Origin of the sequence: Myxococcus sp. MISCRS1 (genome assembly GCF_026626605.1) — a bacterium.
GTDB lineage: Bacteria > Myxococcota > Myxococcia > Myxococcales > Myxococcaceae > Myxococcus > Myxococcus fulvus.
This window is the reverse complement of sequence record NZ_JAPNKB010000001.1, coordinates 9,256,758-9,276,963: the sequence shown is the minus strand read 5'-3', so window position 1 is coordinate 9,276,963 and position 20,206 is coordinate 9,256,758. Positions and strand designations below refer to the sequence as shown.

Sequence of the window (20,206 nt, the reverse complement as noted above, 5' to 3'; positions counted from 1 at the left end):
CGTCGGTCCCGTCTTCCCTCAGGCGCTGCGGGCCGCGGGGCCTGATGCGCACCAGCCTTGCCTGGGTTCCGTCCATAGCCGGGGGCGCAGCAGTCCTTGTGCCCTGACGTGCGCACCAGCCTCGCGTTCGTTCCGTCCGGCCGAAGGACATGTGCCTTGATGCGCTGTCGGCAAGCGTCGGTCCTGCCCTCACGCGAGGCCCGGTGGGCCACGAGCCATGACGCGCACCCGCCTCACGCCGGCTCTTCCCTCAACTTGGGCCGCGGGCCCCTGACGCACGGGTCGTCCCCTCCCCCGCCAAAAACAACGGCCCCGGTGCCTCACAAGAGGCAACCGGGGCCGAGGTCGGCTCACCCACCGCGTCCCCGAGCGCGATGCCCGGGGCGCGGAGCGTGGCTCAGTACTCCATGTCGTCGCCGCCGTAGTCCGGCATCCCGCCGCCGGCGCCGCCGGCCTTGGACTTGCCCTTCGGACGCTCGGCCACCATGGCCTCGGTGGTCAGCAGCAGCGAGGCGACGGAGGCGGCGTTCTGCAGCGCGGTGCGCTCTACCTTCGTCGGGTCGATGACGCCGGCCTTCTCCAGGTCCTCGTAGGTGTCCGTGCGGGCGTTGTAGCCGAACGCGCCCTTGCCCTCGCGCACCTTGTTGATGACCACGGCGCCCTCGACGCCCGCGTTGCTGGCGATCTTCCGCAGCGGCTCCTGGAGCGCGCGGCGGATGATCTCCACGCCGAAGTTCTGCTCACCACCCGGCTTGAGCGCCTCCAGCGCGTTCAGCGTGCGCAGGTACGCCACGCCGCCGCCCGGGACGATGCCCTCCTCGACGGCCGCACGGGTCGCGTGCAGCGCGTCCTCGACGCGGGCCTTCTTCTCCTTCATCTCCACTTCGGTCGCCGCGCCGACGTTGATGACGGCCACGCCGCCCACCAGCTTCGCCAGACGCTCCTGGAGCTTCTCGCGGTCGTAGTCGCTCGTCACGGCGTCGATCTGCCCGCGGATGAGCTTGATGCGACCCTCGATCTCCTCCTTCTTGCCGTTGCCATCGACGATGGTGGTGTTGTCCTTGTCCACCGTGATGCGCTTGGCGCGGCCCAGCTCGGCGAGCGTCAGCTTCTCGTACGTGTGACCCAGCTCCTCGCTCACCACCATGCCGCCCGTCAGCGTGGCGATGTCCTTGAGCATCTCCTTGCGGCGGTCACCGAAGCCCGGCGCCTTCACCGCCGCCACGTTCAGCACGCCGCGGATCTTGTTGACGACGAGCGTGGCCAGCGCCTCGCCCTCGATGTCGTCCGCGATGATGAGCAGGGGCTTGCCGGAGCGCGCGACCTGCTCGAGGATGGGAATCATGTCCTGCATCGAGGAGATCTTCTTCTCGCTGATGAGGATGTAGGGGTCGTCGACCACGACCTCCATGCGCTCGCGGTTCGTCACGAAGTACGGCGAGACGTAGCCGCGGTCGAACTGCATGCCCTCCACGACGTCGAGCGTCGTCTCGAGGCCCTTGGCCTCCTCGACGGTGATGACGCCCTCCTTGCCCACCTTCTCCATCGCGTCCGCGATGATGGTGCCGATGGTCTCATCCCCGTTCGCGGAGATGGTGCCCACCTGGGCAATGGCCTTCTTGTCGGACGTGGGCTTGGAGATCTTCTTGAGCTCCTCCACCACCACCTCGACGGCCTTGTCGATGCCGCGCTTGAGGTCCATCGGGCTGTGGCCCGCGGCCACCAGCTTCAGGCCCTCCTCGTAGATGGCGCGCGCGAGCACCGTCGCCGTCGTCGTGCCGTCGCCCGCCTTGTCGGAGGTCTTCGACGCGACCTCCTTCACCATCTGCGCGCCCATGTTCTCGAACTTGTTCTCGAGATCGATCTCCTTGGCGACGGTGACGCCGTCCTTGGTGACCGTGGGCGAGCCGAAGCTCTTCTCGATGACCACGTTGCGGCCCTTGGGACCCAGCGTCACCGCGACCGCATCCGCCAGCGTACGAACGCCGCGCAGGATGGCCTCACGGGCGGACTGGTGGAAGAAAATCTCCTTCGCTGCCATCGCAACCTCCTGAAGTTACTTGGAATTTTTGTGGGTACAACGCAGGCCGTTAGCACTCGGCCCTGGCGAGCGCCAACATAAGGGGCGGGGCAACGATGTCAACCGAGAAGGGCGGACGTGTGGGCGAGCGGACGGCCCGCCGCGTCCTTGGGACAGGGGCGGCCGGGACTACTCGGCGAAGCGCACCAGGGTCAAAAGCTGACCCATGTCCAGGGGCTTGTTGAGGGTGAGGGCCACGCCCTTGCGCAGGCCCTTCTCGGTGACGTTGCCGTCGGTGCTGGCCGTCATGAGGAGCACCGGGATGGCCTGGAAGCGGGGGTCGGCCTTGAGCATCTCCGTGAAGGCGATGCCGTCCAGGTGGGGCATGATGTAGTCCGTGATGACCATGCCCACCTCGTTGCGCTCCATGATGTCGAGCGCCTGGAGGGCGTCGGACGCCGAGTACACGGTGTACCCATGCATCTCCAGGAAGCGAGAGAGCAAGGTGCACAGCTCGAGATCGTCGTCGACGACAAGGATGTTCACAGGACGGAATGCCGCACCAACAGGGCGCTGAACCGTAACAGCCGCCCCTGTCGTTGACAACGCACAGCGGGCCTTCTTATGAGCCGGGCCATGGAGAAGCGGACCGGGAAGGCATCGGGGTCGGGGGACCCGAGGGTGCGGTTGGAGGCGGTGGCGGACGCCTTCGAGGCGGGCGATTTCGAGGGCGCCCTGGGACAGGTGGAGGGTCTGCTTTCGGACGCGCCGGAGCTGCCGGAGGCCCTGCACTACCGGGCCGCGGCCCTCACGGAGCTGGGGCGCCTGGAGGAGGCCGGCCGCGCCTTCGGCCTGGCGCTGAAGGCCGCCCCCGAGGACCTGGAAATCCTGCTGGGCGCCGCGGACTGCCTGGTGTGCCGGGCGGGCGAGGACCGCGAGGCGGTGGAGGAGGGCCTGGAGCTGTGCGCGCGGGGCAAGCGCCTGGCGCAGCGCGAGCAGGACGTGGAGATGCTCTACGAGTTCCTGCTCCTGGAGGGCATGGGGCTCAACCAGATGGGCGAGTGCGAGCAGGCCCTGGTGAGCCTGGACGCGGCGCTCGGGCACATGCCGCGCTCGGTGGACGCGAGGCTGGAGCGGGGCATCGCCCTGTTCGAGCTGTGCCGCTTCGACGACGCGCGCGGAGCCTTCGAGGCGGTGCTCAAGGACATGCCGGACGAGCCGTGGGCGCACCACTACCTGGGGCTGATGGCGGAGCGGCGTGGGGACGAGAAGGAGGCGAAGAAGCGCTTCGCGCGGGCGCAGGCGCTGGTGCCCGAGGAGTTCCCTCCCCCGGTGGCGCTGGGCGAGGCGGAGTTCGACCGCGCGGTGGAGGACGCGGTGAAGGCGCTGCCCCAGCACGCCAAGCAGTACCTGGACAACGTCACCATCGCGGTGGAGGACCTCCCGTCGGATGAGGACCTGTTGGGGCAGGACCCGCCCCTGTCACCGAGCATCCTCGGCGTGTTCCGTGGGACGCCCGTGGGCGAGCGCAGCGTGACGAGCGCGTATGACCACCTCACCGCGTCCATCGTGCTCTACCAGAAGAACCTGGAGCGCTTCGCGAAGACGCGCGAGGAGCTCATCGAGCAGATTGGAATCACGGTGATGCACGAGGTTGGTCACCTCATGGGGTTGGACGAGGACGACCTGTGGCAACGGGGGCTGGACTGACGGTGGCCGAGCGCGGCGCCTTCATGGCGGCGAGCGTCTGGCGGATGCCCTCTGCGTAGGGCGTCTTGGGGACGTCGCCGAGCAGGTGGCGCAGCTCCGAGTCGTCCATGAGCACGGGGGTGGTGAGCAGGTAGTGCATCTCCACCAGCTCGCGCATGAACGGGTCGAACAGGCCGATGAAGCGCAGCATCCCCTTCCCCATCGTGAGGACCTTGGCGGGGCGGCCGAGCTGTCGGTACGTCTCTTCAATCATCTGTCGCTGGGTGGTGGCGCCGGCGCCGGCGAGGTTCCAGGAGCGGCCGTAGGCGCGAGGCTCGTCCATGAGCTTGAGGACGATGGGGCCCACGTCGGGGACGAAGACGAACTCGTGGGGCGTGTCGATGGGGCCGATGAGTTGGGCGCGCTTGCCGGCGAGGGCGGCGACGAAGGCACGGTGGAGGAAGCTGCGCTCGACGTGGGGGCCGTAGAAGTCGGGCAGGCGGAGGATGGTGGCCTGGATGCGGCCGGCGGCGTGCTCGGCGAGGAGGAGGTCCTCCTGTTCCTTGCGCATGCGGCCCTTGAAGGAGTTGGGCTCGCGCGGGTGGTCATCGCGCACGGGCGTGGTGCGAGGCAGGCCGTAGGGATAGACGGTGCCGATGAGGACCACGTGCTTGACGCCCTCGGCGATGGCGCCGTCGAGCGTCTTTCGCATGACCTGCGGATGCAGGTGGAACTGCCAGTAATTGACGCCCACCATGTAGATGAGGGTGTCCACGCCCCGGGCGGCGTACCTGACGGAGGCCGGGTCATCCGGGTTCCACGTCACGACTTCGGCGAGCGGGTCCGCGCCGAACTCGGACTCGAGTGAGCCCCTGGAGCGGCCGACCACCCGGTAGGGCCGTCCCTCGGCCTTCAACGCGTTGGCCACGCTCTGACCGATGACTCCGGACGCTCCGAACAACGCCACCTTGCCTGCCATGTCGGACTCCTTTGCGCGAACAGCGGAGATTTTGTGAACACCGTTCACTGAACGCCGTTCATTTAATGGTGGTCGTTCGGGAGGTCAAGTCCTAGGGTGGTGGGTATGGGGATTTCGGAGCGGAAGGAGCGCCAGCGGGCGGAGTTGCGGGAGCACATCCTGCGGGTGGCGCGAGAGATGGTGGTGAAGGAGGGGTTCGGGGCGCTGTCGATGCGCAAGCTGGCGGACGCGGTGGAGTACGCGCCGGCGACGCTGTACCTGCACTTCGAGAACCGGGAGGCGATTGCCCGGGAGCTGTGCATCCGGGGGTTCGAGGAGTTCCTGGCCAGGTTGGAGCCCGCGGCGGCGGAGCCCGAGCCGCTGGCGCGGCTGAAGGTGATGGCCGCGGCCTATGTGGCGTTCGGATTGGAGCATCCGGAGACCTACCGGCTCATCTTCATGGAAGACCCCAAGCTGTCGGCGGAGCTGTTCCAGGGCACGCCGAACGGAGCGGGGCCGCGCTCATTTGGCTTGTTGGCGAGCGTGTTCGTGGACCTGCAGACCGCTGGGCGGCTGGCGCCGGAGGCCCAGCCCGCGAGGCTCGCGGAGATGCTGTGGGCGGGGCTGCACGGGATTGTGAGCCTCAAGCTGACGTGCGCCGCGTTCAAGGAGACGACCGCGGAGATGCTGCGGGACACGTTGTTGGAGACGCTGGTGCACGGGCTGCCGGGGCTGAAGCCGGCGCGGGGTGCACGGGCGCGTTGACGGGTGCGGGGGTGGCCGGCACTAATCGAAGGTGGTAGGGCCTCCGGACCTGGTGGCCGGCCCGGTCTTCAAAACCGGTGAGGGGCGCTGAGAGGCGTCCCTGGCGAGTTCGATTCCCGTGCCCTACCGCCATGTTTTCCTTGGGGTTTTCTGACGCGGCCCTGATCGGGTTGCGGGACGCCCCACCCTCCTGTACCTCTCGTACCCAAGTTTTACCCAAGTGAGGGGGTACGGGAGCTGCGCATGCCGAAGTGGAGCGGGAAGTGGAGCGGGGGTCGCACGTACACGGCCACCGACGGAAGCACGCGCTGGATCATCCGCAAGACCGTCGCCGGGGTCGCGCACAACGTCACGCTGGACGTGCGGAGCGAGGCCGAGGCCCTGGCCGAGCTGGCGGCCTTCCGCCGCAACCCGGCCGCGTACCGGACCGCGAGCCAGGAACGCCAGGACGAGGCCCAGCAGGCCCAGGAGGACGCCGCGCATGCGGTGTTCCTGGACGAGGACCGCGCCCGGAGGTTCCTCCAGCACCTGAAGGCCAGCGGCAGGTCCGACGAGTACCTGAAGAGCACGCGCAGCTACCTGGCCGCGTGGGCAACGGCGCTCGCGGACAAGGACCTGCGCGCGGTGACCGGACCCGCGTTGAAGAAGATCCTGGCCACCTGGGACACCGGCAAGAAGTGGCGCATCATCGTCTTCAAGTCCTTCACCTCGTTCCTTCAGGACGCGGGCGAGCTGGACCCGATGGTGAACCCCGGGCGCTTCCTGAAGGTCCCCCCTGCCCGCCGGAACCACGAACTCAAGGGCTACAGCATCGAGCACGTCCAGAAGCTCTACGCGGCCCTCGGCTCGCAGGCGATCCGCGACGTGCTGTGCCTCCAGGCCAAGACCGGGATGCACGGCACCGAGGTAAACCGGCTCGCGAGCGGTGACGGTAAGATCACGGTGCTGAAGGACCAGGGCGAGATCGCCGCCACCGTCACGTTCAAGCACAAGACCGGGAAGCGGTTCACCTTGTCGCTCGATGCGCAGGGGCTCGCCGCCGCCAAGCGCCTCCAGGCCCGGGGCTCAGCGCCAGATCGCCAGACCATCCGCGAGGCCGTGGAGCGAGTGTGCGCGCGCACGGGTCTGGAGTTCATCCACTTCGGCGCGATCCGGCACAGCTTCGCAACGTGGCTGGTCGAGCGGGGCCGCATCTACAATCCGAAGGGCGGTGGCTTGTCTCTGGAAGCCGTCGCTCAGGCGCTCAACCACAGCAGCACGAGGACCACGGCCCTCCACTACGTGAGCGCCACGGTGCCGCCGATGTACGTCGTCCCCATTCGACTTGAGCATCCCGAGGATCCGATTGCAATTCAAGCGATGCAGACCACATCGGATAGGATTCAGATGCAGCCCCACGCCCCGTGACCACTTCGCATCCCAGGCACACACGCAACAAACACCTACAGATAAACACACATGGGCACAAAAAAGAGCGGCACGAAGAAAGCCACAACAAAGAGAGCCAGCAAGAGTGAGCCGAGGATGCGGAATCCGCTCAGACCGCCATCCACGATCCAAAAATTGTACGACGTGCTCTGGCAGTTGGAGGCGTGGCTTCGAGAAATGGTCTACGTGGAACTACGCACCCGGGATGCTGCCTGGGAGACGGCCATTAAAAAGCGTGTCAAAAACTGGCCACCCAGATCCCAGACGAACGACAAGGCATATTGGCACATGTCGACTCGCCACCAGAGCGCAGTGTCATACTTAACGACAGGCGAACTATTCGACATCATCTGCGATGACGCAAATTGGAACCTTTTTGAGGACTACTTCCCAAAGAAGGCTCTGTTTTTGGCCAAGATCGACGAAATAAAGCAGATTCGCAACCGCGTGGCGCACTTTCGCGCCCCTCACGACAATGATCTAGATCGCGTCCGATTGTTGCTGAAGGATATCGACACTGGAATCTGGAAATTCTGCACTAGCTACAATGAACAATTGGGCAACCTGCCCAAAGGATTCTCCGACCCAGCCACTAGATACTTCGCCAAAACCCATCCCGTGCGCGCCGTTGTCGAAATGAACGTCATTACAGACTCTGGACATGGTGAGCATTGGCTTTATGCCAGAGATCGTCTCAACCCATCTCTCGGCGTTTTCCTGCGGTATTCAGTTCGCAATTGGGCTACACTGACCCCACCCTCAATCATGGGACATGCTGGGGTAATCTATCGCGTGAGTTTTATGGCACTGCGCGCTGGGGATGGATCGCTGGCGCATGAGCATGTTCTTCAGGAAACGCAATCCGTACACAAGAATTGCACTCACATCGCCCTGAGCGGCCCAAGAAGCATGGAAGTGTCAGTTCCAGCGATAGTCGGCGAAGACGCAGTCACGAAAACGATAGAGCGATTCGTTGAGGTATGCTCAAAGTACGCGCGTTTCCCTTCTCCAACGAGCAGTTCCTGGCTCGCAACGCTTGCCAATAGATGGCCTGAATACGTGCTACCCCCAAGCCATCCACTGGGATTTCTCACAGACGATATGCCTTGCAACATGTTCGTCCTCTAGATATCAAGCTTGCGTATCTTTGCACCCGGATCCCGAACTGCTTGACTGGTCTGCCTCCCACTCTTGTGCATCGGTGTCCTCGTATTGGCCGACGCAGGTCGACGCCTATGTGGCCTGCACGACCGGTGGCCCTTCCGTGGGTCTTCCTCCGCGAGCATCGCCTTGATGCTCGCCACCAGAATCATCGTGGACCGCCCGACCTTCGGTGCCCGTTCCAACCGGCCCTGCGCCACGAGTTTGAAGACCTGTGACCGCTTGCAGCCAAGCATCTCCGCTGCTCGCTCCAGCGACACGGCCGAGGCGTTCTGCGTGGCGGATTGGGCGCGAAGCGCTCGAACCTCGCGCTTGATCTCGGCCAATTCCTGGAGGATGGCGCAGTCGACGGGCGCGGGTTCGCGGTCTTCAAAGGACACGGCAGGTCGAAAGAATGGAATGGGAATAGGAATGAGGTCCGACGGTGGTTCCGGCCGAGCAAGCAAGGAGCCTGTACGGATGTAGCTGAAATTCTCGGTCATGGACGTGCACTCGACCGGTTCCCATCGGAGCCGGTGAAAGGTTGCGAAGATGTGGATCGATCCGAGGGCCCAAACAACCACGGCGGTGGAGGACGGCGCTCGTGACGCCCGGTGACGACCCGGTTCGGTCGGGCCAGAAGAAGGGGGCAGTTCCTTTTCTCTTCTGCTTCTTCTGACTCAACCAAAGGGTCGTCACGGGTGTCACCGACGCGCTACCCGAGCGAGATCGGAGTGACAGCCTCAACGGCTCCGGTTGTCACTCCGGCCGTCACGGTCGTCATCAGCGAGCCGGTTCCCGCAGCACCTGTGGAAACGCCTCCGGAGGGAGTTGTAGCTCATTCCGCCCCTCGGCCAGGTTCTCGTAATACCGCTCGGAGTTGGTACGCCGGTAGTTGATGCCATGAGTGCGCTCCATCCATTGCTTGAAGTCGCTGATTTCGTTGTCGCTCAGGTGCTCGGCGCGCGCTCGCTTCGAGACGATGCTGGCCGTGAGCTTCGCGCCCTGGGCGAAGACGAAGTTCTCGTCGAAGAAGTCCTGGAACTTCTGCTCGAATGAGGCAGCGCGCTCATCCTGGAGCGCGCGCGTGGAGTCCGTCAGTGGCAGGTCACCATGATGCGGACACAGGCGCTGGTAGATGAGCCTGCACATCCACAGGAAGCCCGGCAGTTCGACCATGAGCCGGGACCGCCACGTCGGGTCGTCCTTGCGCTTGCTCTCGGCGATCTCGATGTAAAGCATCCTGGAGCGGTCCGAGTTCTGGCTGCTGATCTCCGGCTTCGGGTTGCTGGCCACGAACAGCTTGGTCTTGAGCGGGTACGAGAACGGCGTCTGGCCCTTGTACTCGACCAGGACGTGATCGCCGCTCGTGAGGTTCCGGACGACCTCCATCATGCCGAATCGGGGGTTCTTGCAGTCGGCGTAGACCGCGAGGCGCTTGCCGTAGAAGGCGCTGTAGACGAACTGGTTGCCCTTCAAGTGGCTGTTCGTGATGCCCGTGGCAGCCGGGCCGAACACCTCCATCAACACACCGAGCACCACGGACTTCCCATCCTGCCCCTCGCCCCGGAGCCACAGATACTGGCGTCCCATGTTCTTCGGCTCGAAGCAGGACCAGACGTAGGCCATGAACGTCTCGCGGTCACTCAGCCGCTCCAGGAACTCACTCCATGCCGGGCAAGGGGCCTGGGTGGGCTGCCAGTCGAAGCGTTTGAAGCAGAGCCGCTGGTCCCCCTCGAAGCAGAATGGCTTCGGCTCAGCCACGAGGCGCGGGCATTCCTTCTTCCAGAGCAGGATCGCATCGCCGAGGATCTTGTCCGGCGGGATCTGACCGAAGAGCGCCTTCAGGTGGTCATGAAGAACCTGTCGCAGGTGCGCGTCACAGTGGAGCAGGCTCACCTCCCGGCGGGCGTTAACCGAAAAGATGCGCTCGGTGCCATCTTCAGCCCGCAGGAGAGCGAACCGCTTGTTCAGCACCGGGACGCAGTGCTCCACGATCTTCGCGGTCCCGAAGTTCGTGTACGTTGCCTCAGCGGTGAGCACCTCGGCAGTTGAAACGAGGTTCGCGATCTCGTCCTCTTCGATACCGCCGAGCCTCTTCTTCGCCTCCTTCTGCCAGCGGTTGAAGTCGTGCCTCTTGAGCAAGAGCCGCGCGAGCTTCGCGGCTCGGCCAAGTTCGAGCTTCTGCTGCTGCCGGTCCATGTCGTCCCAATGCGCCTCCAGCCAGTCCAGGGCCTCGGCCACGTTGAATGGTCGAACCGAGTCCTGAAGAAGCTCCAGACGGCACTCCCAGTCCGGAGAAGACACGGCGAGGTAATCGTCGATCCCCAGCTTCTCCTCACCCTTCTCGTGCGGCAGGTACGCGACTTCGACGGTGGCACTCTCTCCGGCAAGGAGCACACCGAGTTGGTGGAGGCCCGCGAGGACGTTCCCGTTGGTGTCCACGTCGGAGTCGAAGCAGATGATGAAGGTCTTGTCCGCGACAGAGAGCCGCTTCAGCCCCTGGGCGAGCACGCGCACGTCCCTGCCCTCACACTTCGCGATCCAGCGCGCATTGCCATCACCACCGTTCTGAACCCCTTGGATGGCAACGGCCGCGAGCCCCGCCTGACGCAGCGCCAGTGCCTTGAACTCGCTCTCGCAGATCCAGATGCTCGTGGCCGAGCGCAGGAGAGGGTCATCCGGCCCGAACGGGTAGTACACGGGCGAGCCCTTGCCGCATGGGCACAGGTACTTCGGGCCTTCGATGAAATGCGGCGGTGGGTCGCGCATGTACTCGGCCGCGATGCTGTTCGGCATCTGGCTCTCGGGGACCGGTACCCGAGGATCATCGGGTCGCAGCTTCACGTACCCATCGCAGCCCGAGTACGGAATCACGAGGCCGGGGGCTGGGATGGACTGGTGGCCACCACGCCGGTCAAGGAGTTCAGCTCCCTCTTCCGGTGTCCAGTACGCGCGAATCCCGGCCTTGATCGCGGTTTCGACGGTGATGCCACGTTCAGTCAGAACCGCCTGCGATGCGGCAGAGAACTTCGGCGTGCTCGCGTTGCGCCCCGTGTCGGTGTTGGTGTCGCTGCTGATGCTGCATTCATTGAGGTTCGTCGAGTTGTCCATATCGAAGAGATATCGAATTGGGTTGATGGCCCCCTGCGCCCCAGGGGCGACACCGAGCACCACGCGCGGTAGGGCGTGCTATGGATGTATCGAATTCAGGCTCCAGACCTCCCCCTTGGTGGGCAAGGGAGCAGGTGCGCTCCAGAGGCATCCATGCGGTGAGTGCGCATGAGGCACGAGGCTCAGTTGCCCAACCGCGCGATCCTGAGCCGTGGACGGCCGTGGGATTCGCGGCGTACACCGGACGGCAACCTTACGTGTATGAGCCGTGGCACCTGCTGGAGCACGGAGTACCTGGACGTGATGATCGCGGCCTGGGCGAAGTCCGGGCTGACCTCGGAGCAGTTCACGGCCACGGCCGCGCCAGGGCTGCCTGCGCGCACCCTACGGCTGCACCGCCAGCGAAAAGAGAAGGAGATCCACGCAGAGCTTCAGCGGCTTCGGGATGAAAACGCGACGCTCCGGTCGATGCTCGAACGGAGCGCGTTGGTCCCTGGTGGTTGCCGGGCGGCAACCGTCAGCGACCCCAACGGCCACGGCATTGGAGATCGCCATGTGGCAAACGGAACCGAAGCCCCTTCGCCGACCGCGACCGGGCCGCCAGCATCGGAACCGGTACAGCCGCGCGTGGAGCCGCAGGGCCAGGTTTCCGGACCCTCCCCCGGTGATCACGATGGTCGTGTACCCGCAGGGGAAAGCACCAAGCCGGTTGCCTGGAAGCGCCCGGCGTTCACCTGGGATTAAGGACATCTACCAATCAGTGGGATCGAAGGACGCGTCCAATCAGGGGACCGCTCCGTTCTCATCTTTGTTGGGCGTTCTTCCTCACATAGTATTGGTCTTCCACCCTCTCCTCTAGAGCCCTGAACAATGGACACTTTACGGAAGCTTCAGGTCGAGATCGAACGCCTCAGAGCGCTTTGCAGTGCAGTACCACATGCATTTGACTTGGTCGTGCAACAGTCATTCGAAAGCACGTCCGCCTCCTCGGACCGCCATAAGCCATTTATTGTCCCGGAGGGTAATTCGTCTGCTCCTGTCGCAAAAAACATCTACCAGCTTAAGCACCGGCTTGAGCGCCAACTCCCGCGATACCTCCGCGAAACAGCATATGTTCGGCTAATTTCTGCTCTCGAAGTGTTTTTGATAGATCTAACTCGCGAGATATTGACCCAAAGAAGAGATTTGCTCGGGAAGATCGAATCTATGGCTGAGTTCCAATATGGCCGCCTCGTCTCGTTCACATCGCTATCCGACCTCTTCGCGACGATAATCAACAAAGAGTGCAGACGGCTCCAAAACCAGGGCTTCAGCGAGATAGTTAAGTTCTATCAAAAAATAGTCGGCATCAAAATTCCTGACGTGCAGGGCGGGAATAGGCTTAAAGAGATGTACGAGAGAAGGCATTTGCTCGTACATCGACTTGGGAAGACCGATGAGAAGTACCGTCACACCTACGGCACCCAAGCCAAGACGATTACAATTGACGATCAGTATCTTGTGGAATCTTTCGCCACCGTATTGGCTTTCTGCATGGAGATGTGGGATCGAGCCCATGGCCTTTTAGCTCATCCTGAACCATCGCGACGAGAGCCGCCCGTCACCATCACGATCGAGGCCGTACCTTTCTCAAAAAGGGCCCAAGAGGCGCTTTCTGAGCGCTTTTCGTTTGCAGATCCATCTGGCGAACGAATTATCAGGCTGAAAGATATCGAACTCAGTCGAACGTCTACCCATGGCACGGAAAGACTTGTTCTCAAAGGTGAGAATGAACATCTGAAGCAGTACTTGCGGCACCTGAAGAAGCTTGTTCGAAAAGACGAACTCCAACTGATCGAGACCGTAAAGGATCGCCTTGACCTGCGAGACTACAAAAGAGAGAAGATCCTTTCGTCACTCTCGCCTGATTTTGTCAAAAGGGTCGAGGCGCTGATACCTCAACAACTTCCTTTGCCGACAAGCTTTTACAGAGACGCGGCAGCGCAGTTGAGCCTTTCGGTTGGAAAGACCAGAGAAATAGTCCAGGCGATAATTTATGCGCGAAAGGCTGCCCTCGGAGATCAAGATCCAAAGAATTCCGGCCAAAAATGAGAGTTCGTGCACACCCACATACATTGCGTCCTGGAGTGCCGATTCACGCGGGAGATCGTTTCCTGCGGCAAGAACCGCAGCGACACACTTGTGACCATGATCGTGGACTGGATGATGGCGAACGCGGACGAGCGCGACCACATCCGTCTCCTGGACCGCACGGTCCTGTTCAAGCTTCCTGCGGCCAGTGCTTAGAGGTGTGACGCAGGGCGTGGAGCAGAGGCAGAACGCGAGCACCGCGCGGACAAGCCACCTCGCACACCCGGCCGAGTCCTGTGGTCGTTTGTAATACTCCATGGGTTTATGAATAGTAGACCTTGGACCGCGAGCGCCACCAGCCCTGTTTCCCGCAACCGAGGCCCCACCAGGGAGCCGGGAGGCCCGAGCCAGTGCCCGCCGCGCGGCCCTTCCCACCTGGAGGCCGCACATGACCGATGACAGCACGCCGACCGACGAAACGCTGATCGAGGACCCGACGCCGGAGAACTCCTCCGACTTGGAGGGCGCCCGCCCCCGGCTCCGGTTCACCATCGAGACCACCACGTACGAGACCATCCGAGCGTTGGAGCGGCGGGGTAACGGCGAGGTGGTGCTTCTGGCCGAGCGTCACCTCCCCCATGGGCTCGCCGGGCTCGTCACCATCAAGCGCCTGCGCAATCCCGCCACCTTCGAGCGGTGCCAGCGGCTGATCGAGGAGGTCCAGCTCGCCTTCCGCCTCCACCACCCGGCCATCGCCCAGGTCCATCACCTGAAAATCCACGCCGACCGGCCGCACGTCATCGCGGAGTACGTGGACGGCCCCACGCTGGACACCCTCATCAGCCTCGCCACCATGCGCGAGAAGCCGCTGTCCGCGCCCTTCGCCCTCTACATCGCCGCCGAGGTGGCCGACGCCCTCCACCACGCGCACACATTGAGAGATTCGGAGAACCGGCCGTTGGGCATCATCCACCGCGACGTGGCGCCCCGGAATATCCGCGTGGCCCGGAGCGGCGAGGTGAAGGTGACGGACTTCGGCGCCACCTACTCGCTCATGGTGGGCCGGGAGGAGACGCCGGGCCTCCTGCTCAAGGGCGACGTGGCGTACGCCTCGCCCGAGTACCTGCACCGCAAGCCCATGGATGGCCGGTCCGATATCTTCTCGCTGGGCCTCGTCCTCATGGAGATGCTGACGTGCAAGCACCTCTTCGACGTGGAGGACGAAAGGGCCCCCAACGCCACCGTGGACGTGAAGACGGAGGAGACGCCCTCGGTGCCCCTCACGCAGATGATCGCGCTCGTCAACCGCTACCGCCCCGAAGACGTGGAGAACGCGATGGCGGGCCTGCCGGACGCGCTCAAGGCCATCGTCCACAAGGCTCTCCAGCGCAAGCTCTCCGAGCGCTTTGCCACGGCCGCCGAGATGCGCGATGCGCTGCGGGCGGCGCTCGCGGCGGAGTCACAGCCCTTCGGCCGGAAGGAGGCGAGCGAGGAGCTGGCGCGGATGCTGTCGGAGGCGTCCGTCCTGCGCGACCGGGTGGAGTTGGACGAAGAAGGCATCTTCCCCGAGGGCCTGGACGCCGACGAGGCTACGCCCGCACCAAACGAAGGTAACCGTCCGGCGAGCGACGTGGCGAGAGGCATTGCCGGGGTAGCAGTCGTGGTGGACCCTGGCCGGAATGTCGAAGCCGGTTGAGAAGCAGGAGTGGTTCCGAGTCGCCGAAGCCTTCGAGGCGAGCGGCCTGACGCAGAAGGAGTTCTCCGCGCAGCGAGGGCTGAGGCTGAGCACGCTGCAGTCGTGGGTGTACCGGCGGCGCCGCCAGCGCCCCCAGAAGACTCCTGCGGTGCGCCTGCTGCCGGTGGAGGTCTCCGCCGCTGCGAAGGAGACTCCCGTGCGGCTCGAGGTGGAGCTGGCGAGCGGAGCGCGGCTGCGGTTCCCGTCGGGCGCCGACGTCGACTACGTGGTCCGGCTCGTCACCGCGCTGAGCAGGTGAGCGAGTGTTCACGCTTCCGGCGTCCGTGCGCGTGGTGCTGGCCACCGAGGCGGTGGACATGCGCAAGTCGATTGATGGCCTCATGGCACTGGTGAAGTCCGCCTGGGGTGAGGACGTCTACTCCGGCCATCTCTTCGCCTTCGTCTCGAGGCGGGGCGACCGCATCAAGGTGCTGACGTGGAGTCGGGGCGGCTTCGTGCTGCTGTACAAGCGGCTGGAGACGGGCCGCTTCCGGATGCCCAAGGTGGACGCGGACGCAAGCGCGGTGCAGTTGGACGCGACGCAGTTGGCAATGCTGCTGGACGGCATGGACGTCACCGAAGTCAAACGCTCGCCCGCCTGGACGCCGCCCGGGCGCACGTCCTCGTAGCGCGCGGGCACGCCGCTGGGTGGCGAGGTGTTGGCACCAGGTGCCACGAGAGCTGCCCCAAGACCACTTCTGCCCCTGGCGCGAGGAAGCCGAAGAGCTTCGCGAGCGGATGACCTCGCTGGAGGCGAAGATGGCGGCGCTGGAGCGGCGCGTCTTCGGCAGGAAGACGGAGAAGCTGCCGCCGGTGGCCATGGAGCTCAGGCCGTCATCCACCAGCCCGGAAGACGAGGCGGCCCGGGCCGCGAGCGCACTGCAGACGCGCCGCGAGCGCGCGGCACGCAAGGCCGCCGGGGCTGTGGAGCGCGAAGTCCCGCATGAGGTGCCCGCGGAGGAGCGGCGCTGCCCGGCGTGCGGCAGCGAGGCTTTGAAGCCCTTGGGAGAGGGGCGCCGGACGGTGGTGTACGAGTACGTGCCGGCCTTCTTCGAGAAGCAGGTACACGCGCAAGAAGTCCTGGCGTGCGCGTGTGGCCGAGGCGTCGTCACCGCGCCCGCGCCGCCCAAGGTGGTGGACAAGGGCGAGTACGGCCCGGGCCTCCTGGCGCACGTCGTCGTCTCCAAGTGCGCGGACGCCATGCCCCTGCACCGGCTGGCCCAGCGGATGGAGCGCGGCGGCGTCCCCATGAGCCGCAGCACGCTGACGGACCTCTTCCACCAGTCCGCCCAGACGCTGCTGCCGCTGTCCTCTCACCTCCTGCAGTGCATCGCCTCGGCGGAGGTGGTGTGGGCCGACGAGACGCCGCTGCTGGTGCTGGATGTGAAGAAGACGCGCCGGGGCTACCTCTGGACGTTTCTCACCCAGACGCCCCAGGGTGAGTGGCTCATCGGCTACCGCTTCAGCCTGGGCCGCGCGGGCAAGACAGCCAAGGACGTGCTGGGTGACACCACGGGCGCGCTCGTGGTGGATGGGTACACCGGCTACAACGCGGTGACGCTGCCGGAGGGCCGCACGCGCGTCGGCTGCTGGGCCCACCTGCGTCGTCGCTTCTTCGAGGCACTCTCTACCGCGCCCGAAGCCCGCGAGGCGATGGACTTCATCCTCGAGCTCTACCGCGTGGAAGCCCAGGCGCGGGACGCGGACCTCGTGGGCACCGCGGCGCACCGAGCGCTGCGCCAGGAGTCCAGCACTCGCATTCTCGCGCGTCTGTCGACGTGGCTCGCAGTCCAGACGCCGCGCCACCCGCCGAAGAGCCCCATGGGACAGGCCCTCTCCTACGCGACGAAGCAGTGGGAGGCCCTCACGCGCTTCGTCGACAACGAGCGGCTGCCTTTGGACAACAACCGCTCGGAGGCGGCGCTGCGAAAGGCAGCTCTGGGCCGGAAGAACTTCCTCTTCGTCGGGCACGAAGCCGCCGGAGAGAACCTTGCGGGCCTCTACGCGCTGGTGGCCACCTGCGAGGCCAACGGCGTCAACCCCGAGACGTACCTGGCCGACGTCCTGCTCCGCGTCCAAACGCATCCCAACTCGCGCATCGCGGAGTTGCTGCCGCACGAGTGGAAGCACAGGCAGACCACCGGTCCGCCCGAGTCACACCTACCACCCTCTCCCTGAACACTCCGCCGGTCGCGGCGTCCGTCCGTCGGGCACGGACCTTGTCCATCTTCAACCGCTCACGCCACGTCGCTGACCGGACAGATACAAACGAAGAGTGAGAACGGGCGGCCGAGCATTCCTGGAAGCAAGCGGGCCCCAGGTGTGGGCCCGCGTCGTTTCAGCGCAACAACACCTGGGCCACCTTCACGAGGGCATCGAGCTGGTCCTCATCCATCTTGCGCGCAAGGCCGGTGAGCTGGCGCAGCTTTGGCGCCCCACCCTGCCCGCGCTCCCCCTTGCCCGACTTCGTCCCCTCCTCCGCGTCCGTGATCCCCAGCAGTTCGTCCGAGGAGATGCGCAGCACCGAGCACATCCGCAGCAGCGTCTGGACGCTGGGCAGCATCTTCCCGCGCTCCAGGCGGCTGTAGACCATGTGCGCAAGGCCCAGCTTCTCGGCCACCTCCGCCTGCGTGAGCCCGAGCTGCGTCCGGGCCTCACGAGCGGCACTTCCAATACGGGTCGCCAGTTCTTCGTTCATTCGTCGGGTACCAGGAACACCGAGAACCAGGTCTGGCGCGAACAGGGGGCCCGCGCCTCGGGGACGCCCCCTTCCTGCCGCATCTTGGCGGCCGTGTCGATGCGCGATCAGCCCCCGTCACGCGGCGGCGCCACCCGCTACCCCTACGTGCCGGAACCTTCGGGGGCAGAGACCGCCAAGCCCTTGCCGCCCAGGATGAGGTCCACGGGGACACGGAGGACACCGCACAGGCCCACCAGCGTGGGGAGGCTGGGCAGCAACCTGCCGCGCTCCAGGCGACTGAACACCAGCGTCGGCACGTGGATGGCCTCGGCCACCTGGGCCTGCGACAGGCCCGCTCGATGCCGAGCGGCGCGGACATTGGTTCCGATCTGCTGGGAGAGCTTCGCGTACATGAGGAGACCTGGGAGAAAGAGGAAATGCCGCTTCGGCGGCACTCCGAACATATAGCTCATCAGGTTCAACAGTAGTATCCGCTCCGGGTTTATCCCTCTCCCGCGCCACTTCGCGGGGGAACTCGTACGAATTCCACTGCCGGTTGAGAGCATGTCCAGGAACGCCGACCCCACCCGCCCCGCCCAAGGAGAGGACACTTGAGCCCGCGTCTGCATCCCGTTGTGCCTCCGAGCACGGACATCGGCGGGTACCTCGTGGAGGAGAAGCTGGGAGCCGGGGGCTTCGGTGCCGTGTACCGCGCCCGGCGTGGAGGGCGGCTCTACGCGCTCAAGCTCATCCCACTCTGGGGGCTGGCCGAGTGGGCCGAGCGCGAAGTGGCCATCCTCCTGCGGCTCAAACACTCCAATCTGGTACGCATCCGTGGGCACGGACAGTGGCCGGACGAGGCGCCTCAATACTTCTTCATCGTCATGGACTACGTGAAGGGACGCCGGTTGGACGTGTGGGCCAGGGAGGAGAACCCCTCGGCCCGAGAAGTCGTGCTCAAGGTGCGCGGCGTGGCGCGCGGGCTGGGCGCCGCGCACCGGGCGAAGGTGGTGCATCGAGACCTGAAGGAGAGCAACGTCATCGAGCGCGCCTCGGACGGCGAGGCAGTGGTGGTGGACTTCGGCGCGGGCGGGTACGAGAGCGCCCCCAGCATCACCGGCGGCGTGCTGCCACCGGGCACGCCGGAGTACCGCGCGCCCGAGGCATGGCGCTTCCAGCAGGAGCACGGAGACGAGCGTGGCCGCTCCTACCAGCCCGGCCCCTCGGATGACCTGTACTCGCTGGGCGTCGTTCTCTATGGGCTCCTGACGGGCAGGCAGCCCTTCCTTCCAGACGAGGCCGCAGGGGTGGAGGCCGTGCTCAACCGCGCCCCCAAACCACCCCATGTACTCAACCCGCGCGTTCCCGAGGCCCTGAGTGCCGTGTGCATGCGCCTGCTGGCCAAGGAGCCCGAGGAGCGCCACCCGGACGCCGACGCGCTGTGCGCGGAGCTGGAGGCCCTGCTGGCCCAGGCGGACGAGTCCTGGGACGTGAAGCTCTGCGACGCCTATGGCCCGGACACCGCCACCACACTCGCGGAGGTGCCGCACGCGGGCGAAGACGAGCTGGTGCAGTGGTTGAAGAAGCGCAAGGCCCGGCCTCGCCGGGGGCCGCGTCAACGAGCGGAAGATGCCGCGCACGATCCAGAGTCAAACGCAGCGGCCATTCAGGCCGAGCTGCCGCCTCCAGTTCCCGCTCGCCCCGGTCCCACGCCTGCTCCGCCCCCGGCACAAGCCAGTCACTTCCATGATCTGCGCGCGGCGATCTGGATGGGGCTGCTGGTGCTCTTGGGCGTGGGCGTGGGCGTGGGCGTGCTCGTGATCGCGCGCAACCTGTGGTCCTCCTCTCCTGCTCCGGCCGCACGTCACGCCTTGGAGCTTCGTTCCAACGCAGTCTCGTTCTCACCGTCAGCCGCCTCAACGTCCACGCTTGCGCTCTGGGCTCCCGGTCAGGAAGTGGCGGCCCCGTGGATGCCACCGGAAGCTCAGGAAGCCGCAGCCGCGCTCAATGGCGCGCCCACCCTTGCGGCCGTCGTCCTTCCTGCGACGCTCTCCGAGGAGAAGGCTTCCGTGAAGATGAAGAAGAACACCGGCGTGTCCCCTGGCAAGGCGCTCGGCCTGGGGATCGCGGCCTGCCTGACGATGGCCTGCCCTGGCCCTCAGGTGCGCCCGACGCCACCGCCCGAGGACTGCCCCCTGGGCGCCGTCGAGGCGATGGAAAAGCTCGGCATCAAGGTGGGGGATGAAACGCTAGAGGTGACCTGGTCTGCGCGCGGGGAGAACTCCGGGCGCCGCTCCGTGAAGGAGGGGTGGACCAGCATCCGCGTCTTCTCAGGCAGCCGCGAAATCGGAATGCACCCGGATACCATTCTGTCCGGGAAGCTCCTTTTCGGAGATCGCGTCTATGGCCGCTTCACCGAGGCCCGGCTGCCCAAGGGAGGTGGCACCGTACGCGTGTGCATGGAGCTGCGGGACGGATCCGGCAAGCGTGGTCTGGAACGACAACCCGGCTCCACGGAGGGCAACGTGAAGGTCTGGGACACCGGGTACGTCCGGGCAGTGGATCGCTTCGAGTAAGCGCACCCGGGCGCACGCGTGGTTTGCTCGG

17 protein-coding genes and 1 tRNA gene are annotated in these 20,206 nt (G+C 65.3%); 11 read left to right on the top strand and 7 right to left on the bottom strand.

From position 1 onward, the window contains the following. Window positions 1-397: 397 nt before the first annotated feature. Entirely contained in the window at window positions 398-2,041 is a 1,644-nt protein-coding gene (gene groL, locus OWM54_RS37300) for a chaperonin GroEL (protein ID WP_046714602.1), read from the bottom strand. A 168-nt stretch (window positions 2,042-2,209) separates the two neighbouring features. Continuing rightward, window positions 2,210-2,566 carry a response regulator gene (locus OWM54_RS37295; RefSeq protein ID WP_074955215.1) on the bottom strand — a complete coding sequence of 119 codons (357 nt, stop codon included), beginning with the start codon at window positions 2,564-2,566 and terminating at the stop codon, window positions 2,210-2,212. A 90-nt stretch (window positions 2,567-2,656) separates the two neighbouring features. Between OWM54_RS37295 and OWM54_RS37290 the strand changes: the two genes are divergently transcribed. Further along, window positions 2,657-3,730 (top strand): metallopeptidase family protein, encoded by a 1,074-nt coding sequence (locus tag OWM54_RS37290; protein WP_248546060.1) that lies wholly within the window; start codon window positions 2,657-2,659, stop codon window positions 3,728-3,730. On the opposite strand, the gene OWM54_RS37285 is transcribed toward OWM54_RS37290, so the two are convergent. Then, complete coding sequence (locus OWM54_RS37285; protein ID WP_267700466.1) at window positions 3,684-4,688, bottom strand: SDR family oxidoreductase; 1,005 nt, start codon at window positions 4,686-4,688, stop codon at window positions 3,684-3,686. The genes OWM54_RS37290 and OWM54_RS37285 overlap by 47 nt on opposite strands. A 144-nt stretch (window positions 4,689-4,832) precedes the next feature. Here OWM54_RS37285 and OWM54_RS37280 point away from each other — a divergent pair, with 144 nt between their 5' ends. The 4 genes from OWM54_RS37280 (at window position 4,833) to OWM54_RS37265 (ending at window position 7,988) form a co-directional block, all read left to right on the top strand. Continuing rightward, window positions 4,833-5,432, top strand: a complete 600-nt coding sequence (locus OWM54_RS37280) for a TetR/AcrR family transcriptional regulator (RefSeq protein ID WP_267700465.1) — start codon at window positions 4,833-4,835, stop codon at window positions 5,430-5,432. Window positions 5,433-5,465: 33 nt separating this feature from the next. Next, window positions 5,466-5,564 (top strand) — tRNA-Sec (locus OWM54_RS37275). 111 nt (window positions 5,565-5,675) lie between these two features. After that, a complete protein-coding gene (locus OWM54_RS37270; protein ID WP_267700464.1) occupies window positions 5,676-6,839 on the top strand; it encodes a tyrosine-type recombinase/integrase in 1,164 nt (387 codons plus the stop codon). A 198-nt stretch (window positions 6,840-7,037) separates the two neighbouring features. Next, on the top strand, window positions 7,038-7,988 hold the full coding sequence (locus OWM54_RS37265) for a hypothetical protein (RefSeq protein WP_267700463.1): 951 nt from the start codon (window positions 7,038-7,040) through the stop codon (window positions 7,986-7,988). On the opposite strand, the gene OWM54_RS37260 is transcribed toward OWM54_RS37265, so the two are convergent. Beyond that, the gene (locus tag OWM54_RS37260) at window positions 7,985-8,503 is read right to left on the bottom strand and encodes a helix-turn-helix domain-containing protein (protein ID WP_267700462.1); all 519 of its coding nucleotides are present in this window, start codon (window positions 8,501-8,503) and stop codon (window positions 7,985-7,987) included. The genes OWM54_RS37265 and OWM54_RS37260 overlap by 4 nt on opposite strands. A gap of 280 nt (window positions 8,504-8,783) precedes the next feature. Further along, window positions 8,784-11,114, bottom strand: coding sequence for a DUF3854 domain-containing protein (locus tag OWM54_RS37255; protein WP_267700461.1), 2,331 nt, complete (start codon window positions 11,112-11,114; stop codon window positions 8,784-8,786). A 1,206-nt stretch (window positions 11,115-12,320) separates the two neighbouring features. Here OWM54_RS37255 and OWM54_RS37250 point away from each other — a divergent pair. From OWM54_RS37250 to tnpC, 5 genes are all read left to right on the top strand, one after another. Beyond that, complete coding sequence (locus OWM54_RS37250) at window positions 12,321-13,205, top strand: hypothetical protein (RefSeq protein ID WP_267700460.1); 885 nt, start codon at window positions 12,321-12,323, stop codon at window positions 13,203-13,205. A gap of 427 nt (window positions 13,206-13,632) precedes the next feature. Next, window positions 13,633-14,880 (top strand): serine/threonine-protein kinase, encoded by a 1,248-nt coding sequence (locus OWM54_RS37245; RefSeq protein WP_267700459.1) that lies wholly within the window; start codon window positions 13,633-13,635, stop codon window positions 14,878-14,880. Then, window positions 14,864-15,178, top strand: a complete 315-nt coding sequence (gene tnpA, locus OWM54_RS37240; protein WP_267700458.1) for an IS66 family insertion sequence element accessory protein TnpA — start codon at window positions 14,864-14,866, stop codon at window positions 15,176-15,178. The genes OWM54_RS37245 and tnpA overlap by 17 nt, the downstream gene beginning before the upstream one ends. A 4-nt stretch (window positions 15,179-15,182) precedes the next feature. Then, window positions 15,183-15,548 (top strand): IS66 family insertion sequence element accessory protein TnpB, encoded by a 366-nt coding sequence (gene tnpB, locus OWM54_RS37235; protein WP_267700457.1) that lies wholly within the window; start codon window positions 15,183-15,185, stop codon window positions 15,546-15,548. Window positions 15,549-15,657: 109 nt separating this feature from the next. After that, window positions 15,658-17,097 (top strand): IS66 family transposase, encoded by a 1,440-nt coding sequence (gene tnpC, locus OWM54_RS37230; RefSeq protein WP_267700456.1) that lies wholly within the window; start codon window positions 15,658-15,660, stop codon window positions 17,095-17,097. Window positions 17,098-17,257: 160 nt separating this feature from the next. Here the strand turns inward: tnpC and OWM54_RS37225 are convergent, their stop codons facing one another. Continuing rightward, on the bottom strand, window positions 17,258-17,617 hold the full coding sequence (locus OWM54_RS37225) for a helix-turn-helix domain-containing protein (RefSeq protein WP_267700455.1): 360 nt from the start codon (window positions 17,615-17,617) through the stop codon (window positions 17,258-17,260). Window positions 17,618-17,760: 143 nt separating this feature from the next. After that, the gene (locus OWM54_RS37220; protein WP_267700454.1) at window positions 17,761-18,012 is read right to left on the bottom strand and encodes a helix-turn-helix domain-containing protein; all 252 of its coding nucleotides are present in this window, start codon (window positions 18,010-18,012) and stop codon (window positions 17,761-17,763) included. A gap of 198 nt (window positions 18,013-18,210) precedes the next feature. Here OWM54_RS37220 and OWM54_RS37215 point away from each other — a divergent pair, with 198 nt between their 5' ends. Beyond that, window positions 18,211-20,175 (top strand): serine/threonine protein kinase, encoded by a 1,965-nt coding sequence (locus OWM54_RS37215; protein WP_267700453.1) that lies wholly within the window; start codon window positions 18,211-18,213, stop codon window positions 20,173-20,175. The last annotated feature ends 31 nt before the right edge of the window (window positions 20,176-20,206 follow it).

What these genes read in the sequence shown, in the direction of transcription:
- tnpC (WP_267700456.1), top strand. Translation starts at nt 15,658, where the DNA reads ATGACCTCGCTGGAGGCGAAGATGGCGGCGCTGGAGCGGCGCGTCTTC.
- OWM54_RS37220 (WP_267700454.1), bottom strand. Translation starts at nt 18,012, where the DNA reads ATGTACGCGAAGCTCTCCCAGCAGATCGGAACCAATGTCCGCGCCGCT.
- OWM54_RS37255 (WP_267700461.1), bottom strand. Translation starts at nt 11,114, where the DNA reads ATGGACAACTCGACGAACCTCAATGAATGCAGCATCAGCAGCGACACC.
- OWM54_RS37265 (WP_267700463.1), top strand. Translation starts at nt 7,038, where the DNA reads ATGGTCTACGTGGAACTACGCACCCGGGATGCTGCCTGGGAGACGGCC.
- OWM54_RS37260 (WP_267700462.1), bottom strand. Translation starts at nt 8,503, where the DNA reads ATGACCGAGAATTTCAGCTACATCCGTACAGGCTCCTTGCTTGCTCGG.
- OWM54_RS37270 (WP_267700464.1), top strand. Translation starts at nt 5,676, where the DNA reads ATGCCGAAGTGGAGCGGGAAGTGGAGCGGGGGTCGCACGTACACGGCC.
- OWM54_RS37285 (WP_267700466.1), bottom strand. Translation starts at nt 4,688, where the DNA reads ATGGCAGGCAAGGTGGCGTTGTTCGGAGCGTCCGGAGTCATCGGTCAG.
- groL (WP_046714602.1), bottom strand. Translation starts at nt 2,041, where the DNA reads ATGGCAGCGAAGGAGATTTTCTTCCACCAGTCCGCCCGTGAGGCCATC.
- OWM54_RS37245 (WP_267700459.1), top strand. Translation starts at nt 13,633, where the DNA reads ATGACCGATGACAGCACGCCGACCGACGAAACGCTGATCGAGGACCCG.
- OWM54_RS37290 (WP_248546060.1), top strand. Translation starts at nt 2,657, where the DNA reads ATGGAGAAGCGGACCGGGAAGGCATCGGGGTCGGGGGACCCGAGGGTG.
- OWM54_RS37225 (WP_267700455.1), bottom strand. Translation starts at nt 17,617, where the DNA reads ATGAACGAAGAACTGGCGACCCGTATTGGAAGTGCCGCTCGTGAGGCC.
- OWM54_RS37250 (WP_267700460.1), top strand. Translation starts at nt 12,321, where the DNA reads ATGGCTGAGTTCCAATATGGCCGCCTCGTCTCGTTCACATCGCTATCC.
- tnpA (WP_267700458.1), top strand. Translation starts at nt 14,864, where the DNA reads ATGTCGAAGCCGGTTGAGAAGCAGGAGTGGTTCCGAGTCGCCGAAGCC.